General features: G+C 59.7%; 12 protein-coding genes and 1 pseudogene. 4 read left to right on the plus strand and 9 right to left on the minus strand.

The window, feature by feature from the left end:
- The first annotated feature begins 396 nt into the window (after nt 1-396).
- Complete coding sequence (locus GHO41_RS04985; protein ID WP_153390872.1) at nt 397-1,086, plus strand: HAD-IA family hydrolase; 690 nt, start codon at nt 397-399, stop codon at nt 1,084-1,086.
- A gap of 25 nt (nt 1,087-1,111) precedes the next feature.
- Here GHO41_RS04985 and GHO41_RS04990 read toward each other — a convergent pair.
- Nucleotides 1,112-2,530, minus strand: a pseudogene (locus GHO41_RS04990) (PLP-dependent aminotransferase family protein).
- Between the two features lie 122 nt (nt 2,531-2,652).
- Between GHO41_RS04990 and GHO41_RS04995 the strand changes: the two are divergent.
- The gene (locus GHO41_RS04995) at nt 2,653-3,105 is read left to right on the plus strand and encodes a carboxymuconolactone decarboxylase family protein (RefSeq protein WP_048370398.1); all 453 of its coding nucleotides are present in this window, start codon (nt 2,653-2,655) and stop codon (nt 3,103-3,105) included.
- Between the two features lie 34 nt (nt 3,106-3,139).
- Here the strand turns inward: GHO41_RS04995 and GHO41_RS05000 are convergent, their stop codons facing one another.
- The gene (locus GHO41_RS05000) at nt 3,140-3,730 is read right to left on the minus strand and encodes an ABATE domain-containing protein (RefSeq protein ID WP_048370188.1); all 591 of its coding nucleotides are present in this window, start codon (nt 3,728-3,730) and stop codon (nt 3,140-3,142) included.
- Between the two features lie 172 nt (nt 3,731-3,902).
- On the opposite strand from GHO41_RS05000, the gene GHO41_RS05005 reads away from it, so the two are divergent.
- A complete protein-coding gene (locus GHO41_RS05005; RefSeq protein WP_153328019.1) occupies nt 3,903-4,775 on the plus strand; it encodes an alpha/beta fold hydrolase in 873 nt (290 codons plus the stop codon).
- A 50-nt stretch (nt 4,776-4,825) separates the two neighbouring features.
- On the opposite strand, the gene GHO41_RS05010 is transcribed toward GHO41_RS05005, so the two are convergent.
- The 6 genes from GHO41_RS05010 to nikA form a co-directional block, all read right to left on the minus strand.
- Complete coding sequence (locus GHO41_RS05010; RefSeq protein WP_153433091.1) at nt 4,826-6,940, minus strand: TonB-dependent siderophore receptor; 2,115 nt, start codon at nt 6,938-6,940, stop codon at nt 4,826-4,828.
- A gap of 108 nt (nt 6,941-7,048) precedes the next feature.
- Nucleotides 7,049-7,837, minus strand: a complete 789-nt coding sequence (gene nikE / locus GHO41_RS05015) for a nickel import ATP-binding protein NikE (protein WP_153390869.1) — start codon at nt 7,835-7,837, stop codon at nt 7,049-7,051.
- Complete coding sequence (locus GHO41_RS05020; protein WP_153390868.1) at nt 7,834-8,607, minus strand: ATP-binding cassette domain-containing protein; 774 nt, start codon at nt 8,605-8,607, stop codon at nt 7,834-7,836. Before GHO41_RS05020 ends, nikE begins: the two co-directional genes overlap by 4 nt.
- Nucleotides 8,604-9,449 carry a nickel ABC transporter permease subunit NikC gene (nikC, locus tag GHO41_RS05025; RefSeq protein ID WP_153433092.1) on the minus strand — a complete coding sequence of 282 codons (846 nt, stop codon included), beginning with the start codon at nt 9,447-9,449 and terminating at the stop codon, nt 8,604-8,606. The genes GHO41_RS05020 and nikC overlap by 4 nt, the downstream gene beginning before the upstream one ends.
- A complete protein-coding gene (gene nikB / locus GHO41_RS05030; protein WP_153433093.1) occupies nt 9,446-10,387 on the minus strand; it encodes a nickel ABC transporter permease subunit NikB in 942 nt (313 codons plus the stop codon). The genes nikC and nikB overlap by 4 nt, the downstream gene beginning before the upstream one ends.
- A gap of 3 nt (nt 10,388-10,390) precedes the next feature.
- On the minus strand, nt 10,391-11,965 hold the full coding sequence (gene nikA / locus GHO41_RS05035) for a nickel ABC transporter substrate-binding protein (protein WP_178110069.1): 1,575 nt from the start codon (nt 11,963-11,965) through the stop codon (nt 10,391-10,393).
- Between the two features lie 92 nt (nt 11,966-12,057).
- Between nikA and nikR the strand changes: the two genes are divergently transcribed.
- Complete coding sequence (gene nikR, locus GHO41_RS05040) at nt 12,058-12,474, plus strand: nickel-responsive transcriptional regulator NikR (protein WP_048370204.1); 417 nt, start codon at nt 12,058-12,060, stop codon at nt 12,472-12,474.
- A 7-nt stretch (nt 12,475-12,481) separates the two neighbouring features.
- Here the strand turns inward: nikR and GHO41_RS05045 are convergent, their stop codons facing one another.
- Complete coding sequence (locus tag GHO41_RS05045) at nt 12,482-13,693, minus strand: MFS transporter (protein ID WP_153433094.1); 1,212 nt, start codon at nt 13,691-13,693, stop codon at nt 12,482-12,484.
- Nucleotides 13,694-13,897: the final 204 nt, after the last annotated feature.

A 13,897-nucleotide genomic window follows, 5' to 3' on the forward strand; every position in this document is an offset into this window, starting at 1 on the left:
ACGAAAACAGGTGGCCGCTGTACGCGGGTTGGCGAACCGGTAAATTTAAGCAAAACCCGGCAGACCCGAAGATCTCCCACGCACAGCTGCCATAAAGCACAGCGAGCAAAATACACGCTTAGCCAAATACAACAACCGTACTGCAAAAATTATTACGCCAAGTCGCCAAACCCGGTCGCCCATTTGGGCGAGCGCTGACTATAGGCGCCGTACTGCAGCCTCAGCAATTGGCAAAGCTGTGCGAAACATCCCGCAATTTTGTGGGCGTACACGACCTCCGTAGACGGGGCGGCCTCTACTGCACTATGAATGAAATACGGGTCTGCACTGGCATTCAGGCAAGCCCGCCAGTTAAGGTGCTGCAATCCTTTCGCCTTCTACCAAGGATCTGTTGTGATGAATAAACCGCGTACTGTTGTCGGCCCGATCAAGGCCGTGATTTTTGATATGGACGGGTTGTTGCTGGATACCGAAGGCATTTACTCCGAAGTCACGCAGATCGTCGTCGAACGTTATGGTCGCACGTATGACTGGAGCATCAAGCAGCACATCATCGGGCGCGGTGCCCAGGATCTGGCTGAGTACATTGTCAAAGCGCTGGATCTGCCGATTACCTGGCAAGAGTTCCTGAAGGCGCGCGAGCCGCTGATGGCCGGGTATTTTTCCAAGGCCCTCGCCATGCCGGGAGCTGAAGCGCTGGTGCGGCACTTGAAGGCGCACAACATTCCGATTGCCGTGGGCACCAGTTCAACCAGCAGCGGCTTTGGCCACAAAACCACGTTGCATCGCGACTGGTTTGCGCTGTTCGACACTATCGTGACGGCCGATGATCCTGAGGTGGGCGCAGCCAAACCCGCGCCCGACATCTTCTTGACCGCTGCCCGCCGCCTCGGCGTTGCGCCACAGGATTGCCTGGTGTTTGAAGACTCGCCGTTTGGCGTAACCGCCGCCAAGGCCGCCAGCATGACTGCCATTGCTGTACCCGATGCCGCCATGCCCGACAGCAAGTACCACCACGCGGACCTGATTATTCGCCAGTTGCCAGAGTTTAATCTGGCCGCCTACGGTCTGCCGCCGCTGCGCTGATAGGCGAGCTGAATCGACACGGCGGTTACATCAACGCCAGGATACGTTGGCCCAGCGCTTGAGCGCTGGCCAGCGAGTCGATATTGGCGAAACCCAGCAGCAACCCTGAAGGCTTGTCCGAGCCTTGATGCCATTCGCTCAAGGCTTCGGCAAACAGCCCGGCTTCGCGCATGCGCTGCACCATCAGGCTGTCCGCTCAGGACGCGTTGAGCCGCAAAATGAGGTGCATCCCGCCGGGGTTGGCATCAATTTCGATCCGCTCGCCGAGCACGCTTTTAAGTCCGTTCACCGCCATCGCCCGACGCTCGCTGTAGAGCTTGCGCATGCGCTGGATATGGCGCCCGAAATGCCCTTCAGCCATGAACGTCGCGACGATGGCCTGGTTCAATTCCGGGCAACCGCCCTGGAAGGTCTTGCAGCTTTCCTCAAAACGCTCAACCAGCGCAGCAGGCACGACCACGTAGGCCAGGCGCATGCCCGGGAACAACACCTTGCTGAAGGTGCCGCTGTAGAGCACGCGACCTTCACGGTCCAGGCTCTTGAGGGCGGGGAGCGGGCGGCTGACGTAGCGGTATTCGCCGTCGTAATCGTCTTCGACGATCCAGGCGTTTTGCTGGCTCGCCCACTCCAGCAACGCCAACCGTCGTGGCAATGAAAGCGACACGCACAAAGGGCTTTGATGCGCAGGGGTAACCACGGCGGCGCGGGCGTTATGGCCGATTTCAAGGGCCGTTGAAACTTGCAGGCCGTCTTGATCAACGGGCACCGCAACCGGCGTGATATGCAGGCTTTGCAGCAGGCGCCGGGTCGGCGGATAACCAGGGTCTTCGACCAACACGCGGTCGGCGGGTTTGAGCAGGGTGTGGGTGATCAGCGACAGCGTCTCCCGATAACCTGCGGTGACAAAAACTTGAGCCGGTGAGCAGGCGATGCCGCGCGCCACCTGCAAGTACGTGGCAATTGCTGAGCGCAGCGCCTGCAAGCCATAGACCGAGGGGTTGGCCATGTCTTGGGGCTGTGTGCCGCGCACGCAACGGGCGCCGATTTGCGCCCATATTTTTCTGGGGAAGGCATCCAGTGCCGGCACGCCCATTTGAAACGGCAGCACAGCCGACTGTTGGCGGATTGTCTGATGGGGCGCTGCCTGTGTGATGGCGGAGGCGGGTGGTGAAGAGCTTGTGCCGCTAATGCCGTCAGCCACTCGCGTACCGGCCTGACCACAGGCCACCAGGTAGCCTTCAGAGGTGAGCAGGGAATAGGCGTTGTCGATGGTGCCACGGGCCAGCCCCAATTCTTTGGCCAATGCGCGGGCTGCGGGCACGCGGTCACCCGGCTTGAGCAGGCCGGTGTTGATGGCTTCGCGAAAGCGCCAATAGAGCTGACGGTAAATCGGCTCGCTGGAAGCGGGATCAAGCGCCGATAAACTGGGAACAGAGGTTTGCATGGGGAGGCCTGCACAAGTGAGCACGATCATGGTCCAGCCATGGAGCTGAATCATGGCCCTTTGTGGCAGGGCCAAGAAACCGCACTATGGCGCCACTCCACTTATCAATGCAAGGGCAGACCATGAGCACGCGTATCGACTACTCCAAAGCATCCCCTGAAGCCTTCAAAGCCTTCGGCGGTGTGCACGTTGCACTGCAAAATGGCGATCTCTCCAAAATGCTTATCGACCTGGTGTTCCTCCGGGTGTCGCAAATCAATGGCTGCGCTTACTGCATCGACTTGCACTCGCGTGACTTGCTCAAACTGGGCATGACTGTCGACAAGCTGTTGTTGGTGCCGGTGTGGCACGAAGCCCAATCGCTGTTTACCGCCCGCGAGCAAGCAGCACTGGCATGGGCCGAAAGCGTCACCCGGGTTGAGCAGACTGGTGTGCCTCAGGCTGACTATGACGCGGTAACCGCCGAGTTCAACGACAAAGAGCTGGCTGAACTGACCTATGCCATCAGCCTGATGAATGCTTACAACCGACTGGGCGTGGCGTTCCGTATGGTGCCGACGGCAGCCAAAGCTTGAGATGAAATTGGCGAGTACGCCCTTGGCGTACTCGCTATTGCTGCAGTTTGCGTTTACGAAATTCAGCCACTTTATGGCGGTTGCCACACAGCGCCATGCTGCACCAACGGCGTTTGTGAGCCTTGGTGCGGTCATAAAACCACAGCACGCAGTCCGGGTGTTCGCAGGTGCGAATCAACTCGGCATCGGCATTCACCAGCAAGTCAGCGGCGGCTTCAGCGATCGGCGCTAGAAACTGTTCCGCCGTTTGCTGTTTGTGCAGGCGTTGCAGGCTGAGTTCGCCCGCTTCGTTCCAGGCCAGTTGCGGGTAACTCACCGCCTTGCGCAAAAAGGTGTTCAGCGCAGCGGGATCCCCTTGCTGCCCCGTCTTACGTTGCTCCAGCAGATCACGGATCACTTCTCGCAGATGCCGTGCGGCTGTCAGCAGGGCGCCTTCCTCAAACTCGGGTATTTCCCCCGGCGCAAACCATTCAAGACGCACGAGCCAGCGTTTGACGTCGGCATCGCTTTGCCAAAAGTCGACCGGTACAGCCTCGACATTGGCTCGGGTGTTGAGCATGTCCAGCACGGGATGGTCAGCCAGTACATACGGCTCTAGCGGTGGAGTGGCGGGGGTGGCGCTCATGGTCGGTCCTCGAAAAAGCTGGGCTATCGTAACCGTTAATGAGTGATCTGGGTAGTTACCTAATTAGATGGTGTAACCATAATAATTAATTTGACAGGTTACTGATTTGGGCGCAGCTTTTTAAAAGCTAACTCGAATATTTGATTTTAATGGTTACTTTAGGAGCGTCTGTATGCCCAATTCAAACCCCGTGGTGCGTTATAAACACATTGAGGCCGATGGTGTTCGTGTGTTCTATCGCGAGGCCGGTGATCCGTCGGCACCGGTGATGTTGTTGCTGCATGGTTTTCCCAGCTCATCACATATGTTCCGCGACCTGATCCCGTTGCTGGCGGCTCACTACCGGGTTATTGCGCCGGATTTGCCGGGCTTCGGTTTTACTGAAGTGCCTGAGGCGCGGGGCTACAGCTACAGCTTCGATAACCTGGCAATTACCATGGGGCATTTCGTCGATGCGTTGAAACTCACGCGGTATGCACTGTATGTATTTGATTACGGCGCGCCGGTGGGGTTTCGTCTGGCCGTGGCACAGCCGCAGCGGGTCAGTGCGCTGGTCTCGCAAAACGGCAATGCGTACCTCGAAGGACTGGGCGATGCCTGGGCGCCGATTCGTGCGTATTGGGCCGAGCCGACTGCGGCTAATCGTGAGGTTATCCGCAACGCGGTACTGAGCCTGGAAGGCACGCGTTATCAGTATCTACATGGCGTTGAAAAGCCAGAACGGGTGGCCCCGGAGTCATGGATGCTGGACCTGCTGCTGATGCTGCGGCCGGGCAATGACGACATCCAGCTGGACCTGTTTCTCGACTACCGCAACAACTTGACCCTGTACCCGCAGTTTCAGGCGTTTTTCAAGGCTGCCCAGGTGCCGACGCTGGTGATTTGGGGCAAGCACGATCCGTTTTTCATCCCGCCGGGGGCTCACGCCTATAAAACCGATAATCCCAACGCGGTGGTGGAATTGCTGGACACCGGCCACTTTGCTCTGGAAACCCACGCCGAGCACATCGCCCAGCGGATTTTGGCGTTGCTGCCACGGGGTTGAACCTTGAAGCCCGGCAGGCTTGCCAGCAAGGGCCAGCCTGCCGGGTGGTTTTAGAACTTCCAGCTCACGGACGCCGTGACATTACGCGGGTCGCCAAAATTGCTTTGGGCGTAACGCACGCTGTCCAGGTACTTCTGGTTGGTCAGGTTGTCGAGGTTCAGTTGGGTGCTCCAGTGCGGGTCGATCTGGTAGCTGGCCATCAGGCCCACCAGCGCGTAGGCATCCTGGCTGGCGGCCGGGGTGGTGTCGTTCTCGACCTTGCTTTGCCATTTCAGGCTGCCACCGACCTTGACCTTGGGCGCCATCGGCAACTGGTAGGTCATGGAGGAGGTCAGCGCATTGCGCGGGATAAATTTGTTGCCGCGCTGATCATCAGCGTTGGTGATGTACACATAGGTGTAGCCGCCGCTGACTTGCAGGCCGGGGGCCAGTTCGCCCGACGCCTCCAGTTCAATCCCGCTGCTCTTGTACGACTCGCCATCGTACACATAACCGCCCAGTGCGGGGTTGTAACCGGCATACGTCGCCACGTTGTCTTGTTGGGTGTGGAACACCGCCGCCGTGACATTCAGTTTATTGTCGAGCAAACGACCTTTGATCCCTGCCTCATAACTCTTGCCTTCCAGCGGGTCGATAACCTTGCCCTGGGTGTTCAGGTTGTATTGCGGGTTAAAGATTTTGGTATAGCTGGCGTACACCGAGTATTGCTCACTCAGGTCGTAGATCACCCCGGCGTAAGGCGTGACCTTGCCATGAATGCTCACATCGCGGGCGGTGTCGTAGTTTTCGCCATCGCTGTCAGCGCTGAGCATGCGTGCGCCGGTGATCAGGTGCAGGTCATCGGTGAGGTTAAACCGCGCCCCGGCATAGAGGCTCTTTTGCCGATCGGTGTAGTTGGAGGTCGCGGCGTCTGTGGCAATGTTGTACGTCGGCTTGGGGATATCGCCGTTCAGGGCGTCTTGCAGCGACACCGAGGTGTAGTACGACGAGGTGCCGTACAACGAGGTTTCCTGGGTGTGCGAGCGCGCGATGTTGGCGCCGAAGGTCAACTGATGCTCACGCCCGCCAAGGCTGAAAGGGCCGCTGAAAGACAGATCGCCATCCAGCTCGCGGGTATCGTCCTTGTACTTGGAAGCCAAGCCGGTATAGCCGGTGGCAGACGCGCTGTTGCTGTAGACGTAGAACATGTTGGTGTCTTCACGGTGTTCCATCGCCGTCAAAGTCAGCGTCGACTTCCAGTCATTCTCGAAGCGGTGTTCCCACTCGGCAAACGCGCGGGTGGTGTGCACGTCCCAATACACCCACGGTTGGGAAATATTCGAACGGGTGCTGTGATAGTGGATCGGGTTGCCGTTGGCATCGGCCAGCGGCAGTGCACCCCAACTGGCGCCATTGGAGTTGGACTTCTGGTCTTCGATGCCGACAGTCAGGGTGTCGCTGTCGGTCAGGTCAAAAGCCAGCAGGCCACTGAGAATGTTCTTTTCCCGGGAGTAGCGGTCGAGGTAGGAGTTGCCCGTGTCATTGGCGTAAATAAAACGGCCGCGCACATTGCCTGAGTCAGTCAATGGCCCGGAAACGTCCAGGTCAACCCGGCGCTTGTCCCACGAGCCGGCACTGACGCTGACGGTGGCCTGGGTGTCAGCCGTCGGCCGTTTGCGCACAAAGTTGACCGTGGCCGACGGGTTGCCGGTGCCGCTCATCAACCCGTTGGCGCCGTGCAGAATGTCCACTTGCTCGTAGGGTGCCATGTCGATGTCGCCCACCAGCAGCCCGTTGTTCAACGGCATGCCCATGCCGTCGTACTGGAAGTTGGTGATGTCAAAACCGCGCGCGGTGAAGTAGGTACGGTCGGTTTCGACCTTTTGCACATTCACCCCCGGCGTGCTGTCCAGCACATCGCGAATGCTGTTGAGCTTGAAGTCATCCAGTTGCTCACGCTTGATGCTGGTAACGCCTTGCGGGGTTTCTTGCGCGGTCAGGTTCAGGCGGGTCGTGGTGGCGCTGGGTTTGCCCTGATAGCCCTGTGGCGAGTCCTCTTCGGTGTCAGCAGCATTGACCGTGGTGGCGGGCAGGTCGACAGCGCCTTGAGCGGCGAAAGCGTGATTGAACATACCTAAAGCAACCAACGTCAGTGCTGACGTTGGCAGGGTGAACAGTTTGTGCATGATCTGCGAATACTCCGGATGTGGAACTGCGTAGCCGAAATCGGTTACAAAGTTTTACATCTATACGGATGCAAATCATTTCTATTTGCAAATCTTTACCATTTGTATTTAGCTGGCGCGGACTTTGGACGGCATGGCCGGCAATACCGCCTCTTGCAGGGTGCGTGCCGCCGGGTGTTCGAAGCGCATGCCGGGGATGACCTCGCGGTCTTCGACCAGCTTGCCATCAGCCAGCACCACCACCCGCTGGCAAAACCGCCGGACCAGGCTCAGATCATGGGTAATCAGTAAAAAACCGGTGCCGGATTCGCGCCGCACGTCAGCCAGCAGGTCGAGTATTTGCACCTGCAATACCCGGTCAAGGTTGGACAGGGCTTCGTCGAGGATGATCATCTGCGGGTCTATCGCCAGCGCCCGGGCGATACCGGCGCGTTGCAACTGGCCGCCGCTGAGTTGCGCTGGCAACTTGTCGTTGTCACTGGCCGACAGTTTGACCTGCAGCAACAGGCGCTCCACGCGGGCCTGGATGGCTTCGGCGTTCATGTCCGAAAGATGGCGCAGCGGCTCGGCAATGCTCCAGCCAATGCTGCGCTGGGGGTTGAAGGCGCTGATGGCGTCTTGAAAGACCATTTGCACCCGCCGCAGAAAGTGCTGCGGGTCCAGCCCCTGTATCGTCTGGCCCTCGAACAGGACAGTGCCTTGAACGGGTGTTTCCAGGCCCATCAGCAAGCGGGCGAGGGTACTTTTACCGCTGCCGCTTGCGCCCAGCAGGCCAAGGCTCTGGCCCGCGTGCAGGTCGAGGTTCAGGCCTTTGAGCACCTGCACGCGGTGGCGTTTGCTGAACATTCCGCCAGCGGTGTAACCGTGGTTCAGATCGCATACCTGAATAAGCGTCATGGCGTGCAGGTCTCCAGAGTCAATGCATGGTGCGCGGCCAGCAGCGTGCGCGCTTCTTCGCTTTGCGGGGTGTTGAACAGGGTGTGGACATCGGCCTGTTCGACGATGCGCCCATGGGCCATGACCGACACCTGATCGGCACAACGCGCAACCACGCCCATGTCGTGGGTAATCAGCAGCACTCCGAGGTTTCGCTCTGCGACCAAGCGCTCCAGCAAGTCGAGAAAGCGTGCCTGGGCGATAACATCCAGATCACTGGTGGGTTCGTCGGCCAACAAAAAGTGGCTGTCTGCGAGCAGCGCCAGGGCAATCATGAAGCGTTGCAACATGCCGCCGCTGAGCTGAAAAGCAAAAGAATCGAGCACCCTCGGCCCATCGTTGAGGCCGACTTCGTTAAGGGTGTCGATAATTAATTGATCGGCGTGCACCCCGCGCAATCCTCGGCTGCGCAGGGTCTCCTGGGCATGCTGACGCAATGAGCGCACCGGGTTGAAAGCGCTGCGCGGGTTTTGTAGCACCAGCGCGGCCTCGCGCCCGCGCAACTGCGCCGGTTGCACCACGTGGCCGTCCAGACGCAACGTACCGCCCTGGCTGTGCACGCCGGGAGGCAACAGGTCGAGAATGCCCAGGCAGCTCAGGGACTTGCCCGAGCCGCTGGCGCCCACCAGTGCGTGTACCTCGCCAGCCTTGAGCGTGAGGTCGAGTTGGTCCACCAATGTGCGTTGCTGATGTTTGAGGCACAGGCCTTGAATGCTCAGGGTCCGGGTCATTCCTTGATCTCCGCCAGTACGCTGGGGTCGAGCCGGTCGCGCAAGGCGTCACCGAGCAGGTTGAAGGCCATCACCGAGATAAAAATCATCAGCCCCGGCCACAGCAGCAGTTGCGGGTGGGTCCAGATAAATTCCTTGGAGTCGTTGATCATCACCCCCCACTCGGGCGTCGGCGGGCTGACCCCGAGCCCGAGGAAGGACAGCCCTGAAACGTGCAGCATCATGTGGCCAATGTCCATCGACGCCAGTACCAGCAACTGCCCGACCACGTTGGGCATCACATGCTGACGCAGGCGGGTCAGACGTGAAGCCCCGGACAGCCGCGAAGCCAGCACGTAGTCACGGTTGCGCTGGGCCAGCACCATGCCGCGCACCATGCGCGCATACCAGGCCCAGTGCGACAGGGCGATGGCGATAATCACGTTGGTCAGCCCGGTGCCCAGCAGGGCAATCAGGAAGAACGCCAGCACCAGGGTCGGAAAGGTCAGGAACATGTCACACAGGCGCATCAAAAACATGTCGACCTTGCCGCCAACAATCCCGGCGATGCCGCCAATGGTTACGCCCAAGATCAGCACCAGACCCAACACCAGCACCACGCTGCCCAGCGACCATTGCGTGCCGACAATCAACCGCGACAGCACATCACGGCCCAGATGGTCGGTGCCCAGCCAATGGCTGGTACTGGCGGGCAGCAAACGGTCGTCAAGGTTGACCAGGGTGGCGTCGTAGGGCGCGATCCAGGCCCCGAATAAAGCGAATATCAGCAGCAGCGCAACCAGTACATAACCGACACGCAGGCCGCTTTTTTTACCTGCCAACACAGCGTTCACGCTACTCATGCCATCACCCCCGACAGACGCGTGCGCGGGTCGAGCCAGGCGTAGCAGATATCGACCACCAGGTTGCACAGCACCAGCAGCGTGGTGAGCAGCAAGGTGAAGCATTGCATCACCGGGAAGTCGCGGTTAAGCACCGCGCTCACCGCAAAACGGCCGATACCGGGCCAGGCGAAAATGGTTTCGATCACCAATGCGCCGCCCAACAACTCACCAACGTGCATGCCGGTGGCGGTGACCAATGGCATCCAGGCGTTGCGCAGAATATGGTCGCGCCAAACCCGGCGCTCGTTCAGGCCGCGCGCCCGGGCGTAAAACACATGCCGCTGCTGGCGCACATCGAGCAGGCTGGCGCGCAGCAGGCGGGCATTGATCGACATCGACATCAGGGCAATCGCCAGCACCGGCATGACCAAGTGTTGCGGGCCGCCACGGCCCATGGGCGGCAGCCAGCCGAGCCACAGCGAGAGCAGGGCGATGAGCAAAAAAGCCAGCCAGAAGTTCGGCATCGACACCCCGATAAAGGTGATAAAACGCACCACTTGATCCGGCCAGCGGCCTTTCCAGCGGGCCGCCGCCAGGCCCAGCGGAATACTCATCAGCAAGGTCACGAACAACGCCAGGCCGCCCAGTTGCAGGGTGGCGGGCAGGTAATACAGCACGTCATCCAGCACCGGGCGCCCGGTGATATACGACGTGCCGAAATCCAGGTGCACAGCGTTCCATAGCCAACTGACGTACTGCTCAACCAAAGGCCGGTCGAGGCCCAAGGCATGCCGCGCCTCGGCCAGCGCCGCATCGGTGGGCGGGATCTGTGAAAGGCGCAGGTAATCCAGCGCCGGGTCGCCATTGCCCAGGTGCAGCAGGACAAAGACGATCAACGACACCCCCAGCAACACCGGAACCAGCAGCAAAAGCCGCAAAACGATATAACGCAGCATGGCTCAGGGTTTCCCGGTGGCAGGGCGCATGGCCTCAAAGGGCACGTCAAACAGCGTGCTGCCGAATTGCACGTTATCGACCCCTTTGGCGCTGACACTGATGGCCGTGAGGTACGACACCGGCAGGTACACCGCCTGGTCATGCAGTGTGGTGAGGATCTCGCGGTAACCTTCGGCACGTTTGCCTTCGTCGGTTTGCCCCAGAACCTCGGCTATTTCGTGGTCAATCGCATCTTTCATCGGCAGCCCGCGCTGGGCCATGTAATCGGCATGCCCTGGGTAGCGCATGGAGCTTACAAACGAGTGCGGATCGTACGGCGCGCCCCAGGTATCAGCGAAGATCATGCCGAAGCGGCCCTCGCGTTGGCGCTGCACCAATGAGCCTTCTTCTTCGGCGCGTAACTTGACCTCGATGCCGACCTTGGCCAACTCACCCTGAATAATTTCAGCCAGGCTTTTTTGCAGCGCGCTGGTGCCCAGAAACACCAGTTCGGTGCTCAACGGCTGGCCGTCTTTTTCGCGGACGGTTTTACCGGCAGGTATTTTCCAGCCCGCAGCGTCCAGGACTTGCCGGGCGTGATCGGGGTCATAAGACAAGGCTTTAAGGCCGATGTTGGCGTAGGGCATGTTGCTGGAAAACAGCGCGTCGGCACGCGGCTCAAGGCCGTGCAGCACCTTGGCGATGATGGTGTCTTTGTCTACCGCCTGATTGATGGCCTGACGCACCACCAGCTCGTTGGTCGGCGCCTGCCCGGTGTTCATCGCCACCGTGCGGGTGGCCAGCGGCGCGGATATGGCGGTTTTGAAACCGGCGTCACGCAGCCGTACAAAGGTCCCGGGGGAGATCTCGCCTTCGGCACCCTGGATCAGGTCCAGTTCGCCGGTTTGCAAGGCAATGGCGCGACTGTCCGGGTCAGAAATCACTTTGACCAGTACCGCGCCATAAGCCGGTTTGGCCCCCCAGTAATGCTCGTTGCGCTCGAAACGGTCGTACTCGCCGCGCCGGGTTTGCGCCAATACCCACGGCCCGGTGCCGACCGGTGTGCCGGGTTTGGCGTCGGGCGCGGCAAAACGCAGCGGTCGTACTTGCGCCAGTTCCATCAGGGTCGGGTAATACGGGTGCTTGAGGTGCAACACCAGGGTGTGTTCGTCGGGGGCTTCAACACGGTCCAGGGTCGAGACCAGTTCCATCCACTGATGGCGTTTGGCATTGGCCAAAACCGCATCCAGGTTGGCCTTGGCTGCGGCCGCATTAAACGGGCTGCCATCGCTGAACTGCACATGGTCACGCAGGGTGAAGGTGTAGGTTTTGCCGTCAGGCGAGACGCTCCAGTGTGTGGCGAGCCAAGGTTCGAGCGTGCCCTCGGCGGTGTAGCGCACCAAGGGCTCATACACCATGGCCTGGGCGTACATCTGGTTTGGCGAGTAGCCCCTGGGGTCCAGCGGCCCGGCATTGGTGGGCCATGAATAGGTCAGGGTCGGGGCGGCAGTGGCGCTGTAGGCCGGTATTGTGCCGATGCTCAGGCAGGCGCCCATGATCCAGAGGGCAAGCTGTTTTTTCACACTTGACTGCTTCACACTGCGTCTCCCAATGATTAATGGCCAGTAGCCTATTCACGCGTTGGGTGTGAAGTTTATGTAAAAAGCTCATAACTGCGAGGCAAATTTTAATGCAAAGGGTCACAATTTCGCTGGACGATGCCTTGCTGACCGTCATTGACGAGCGGGTTGCGGCGCACGGCTATCAAGGTCGCTCCGAAGCCATCCGGGATTTGTTGCGTGCAGGCTTGCTGGAACAGGCGGCAGACGACCCCGAGGCACCCTGTGTGGCGACCTTGAGTTATGTCTACGACCACGCCACGCGGGAGCTGTCCAAGCGCCTGAACAACGCGTTTCATGAACACCACGACCTGACCCTGTCGACCCTGCATGTGCACCTCGACGAGGGCAAATGTATGGAGGTCTCGGTGCTCAAGGGCGCGGTGGGGGAGGTTTCAGCACTGGCGCGTCAGGTCATGGCCGAGCGTGGCGTGCGCCATGGCAGCGCGCAGATCATTCCGCTGGAGGCGCTTGTCGCTGAACAGTGACCCGTGATCAGGCATTGGCGCACGTGGCGGTCCGTGTGCGCCACAACAGACGGCCGGCAGTGATTGACCAGTTGCACAGCGCGATCAGCAGAATGATCGACAGCAGGGTCGGGATGCCGTAACTGACGATGATGTGCCCGGCCAGCCATGGAAAACCAAACACCCCGATAAAATACGCCAGGCTGAATAGCACCAGTGATTGCGAAGTGTGCCCGGCGGGTGCTTCGTTGGCGGCCAGCCCGTTGATCACTGAATAGGTCAGCCCGTAACCCACCCCAAGCGTCACCGCGGCCAGCACATAGGTCGCGCTGGAAGTGACGCTGAACATAAACATCAGCACCGAGAGCACGATCATGGCGGTCAATGCACAGGCCATCCAGTACGGGTCACGTTTGACGATAAAGCCCGCGATGAACAGCCGACAGGAAATCGCGGCGCTCATGAAGCCCAGAAAGAACAGCGAATAATCCAGCTGATTGAGCGTCGCGTAAGAGGTTTGAAAACTCGACAGCCCGCCAAAAATCGCACCGCCTAAACCGACCATGACAATCGCGAACAGCGCTTTTGAACGCAGCACCGTTACGGCGGCACGTGGTGTGATTTTGCACACGCTGACCGGGCCGACAATTGCGCTTTGCTCCTTGATTTTCGGGCCGATCAGGACAAACGCCAGGCCGCCCAGCAAGCTGGCGACGGTGGCCGCGATAAACGCGGTTTCGACCGGGTAGCCCAGCGCTTCACTGGCCCGGCCGAGCAAAGGGCCGGTGCCGATGCCAGTCATCATGCTGCCCGACAGCAGGGCAAAATATTTAACCCGGCGCGCGGGTTCGATCATCATCGCCACGATGATCGGGCCCAAGGTGTAAAACACCCCCCAACCCAAGCCCAACAGCAACCCGAACAGCAGAGCCGCGACGCCGAACGTCTGCACATTGGCGAAGCCTAGGCACGCGGCGGCCAGCAGCACGGCGCCTGCTGCAATGGATTTGGGCGCGCCAAACAGATCGGTCAGGTGCCCGGAGAAAATCACCGCAGCAAACGTGCTGACCATGGCCGCCGAAATAATCGTGCCTGCATCAGACTCGCTGCCACCGTGTGCGCTGAGCATCATGGCCAACAAAAACGTCGTGCCGTACGACACGGACAACAAGTAACTGCCCAGACAAAACAGGCCGAACACGCCGTTGGACGTGCGGGTGGCAGGTGCAGAAAACGGCATGGGAATGGGGTCCTTAAGCGGCAATTTTTGTAGTGCGGTACTTAATACCAGACTTGCCCGGCCACACAGGATCCAAACCTTCGGATCCTGAGGTCGGGATGTTCTAAACAATGGGCACACTTGACGCCTGTAGGAGCCAACTGTCTTTCGCTTTGCCCGACAAACGCACATATCAGGGTGGCAGGCGCTAAGTTTGCCTTCCGG

It is taken from the genome of Pseudomonas sp. FSL R10-0399, assembly GCF_009600165.1.
Taxonomy (GTDB): Bacteria; Pseudomonadota; Gammaproteobacteria; order Pseudomonadales; family Pseudomonadaceae; genus Aquipseudomonas; species Aquipseudomonas helleri.

Coding starts and splice junctions, on each gene's coding strand:
- GHO41_RS05045 (WP_153433094.1), bottom strand. CDS start 13,693: ATGCCGTTTTCTGCACCTGCCACCCGCACGTCCAACGGCGTGTTCGGC.
- GHO41_RS04985 (WP_153390872.1), top strand. CDS start 397: ATGAATAAACCGCGTACTGTTGTCGGCCCGATCAAGGCCGTGATTTTT.
- GHO41_RS05010 (WP_153433091.1), bottom strand. CDS start 6,940: ATGCACAAACTGTTCACCCTGCCAACGTCAGCACTGACGTTGGTTGCT.
- GHO41_RS05005 (WP_153328019.1), top strand. CDS start 3,903: ATGCCCAATTCAAACCCCGTGGTGCGTTATAAACACATTGAGGCCGAT.
- nikB (WP_153433093.1), bottom strand. CDS start 10,387: ATGCTGCGTTATATCGTTTTGCGGCTTTTGCTGCTGGTTCCGGTGTTG.
- GHO41_RS05020 (WP_153390868.1), bottom strand. CDS start 8,607: ATGACCCGGACCCTGAGCATTCAAGGCCTGTGCCTCAAACATCAGCAA.
- GHO41_RS05000 (WP_048370188.1), bottom strand. CDS start 3,730: ATGAGCGCCACCCCCGCCACTCCACCGCTAGAGCCGTATGTACTGGCT.
- nikC (WP_153433092.1), bottom strand. CDS start 9,449: ATGAGTAGCGTGAACGCTGTGTTGGCAGGTAAAAAAAGCGGCCTGCGT.
- nikR (WP_048370204.1), top strand. CDS start 12,058: ATGCAAAGGGTCACAATTTCGCTGGACGATGCCTTGCTGACCGTCATT.
- nikE (WP_153390869.1), bottom strand. CDS start 7,837: ATGACGCTTATTCAGGTATGCGATCTGAACCACGGTTACACCGCTGGC.
- GHO41_RS04995 (WP_048370398.1), top strand. CDS start 2,653: ATGAGCACGCGTATCGACTACTCCAAAGCATCCCCTGAAGCCTTCAAA.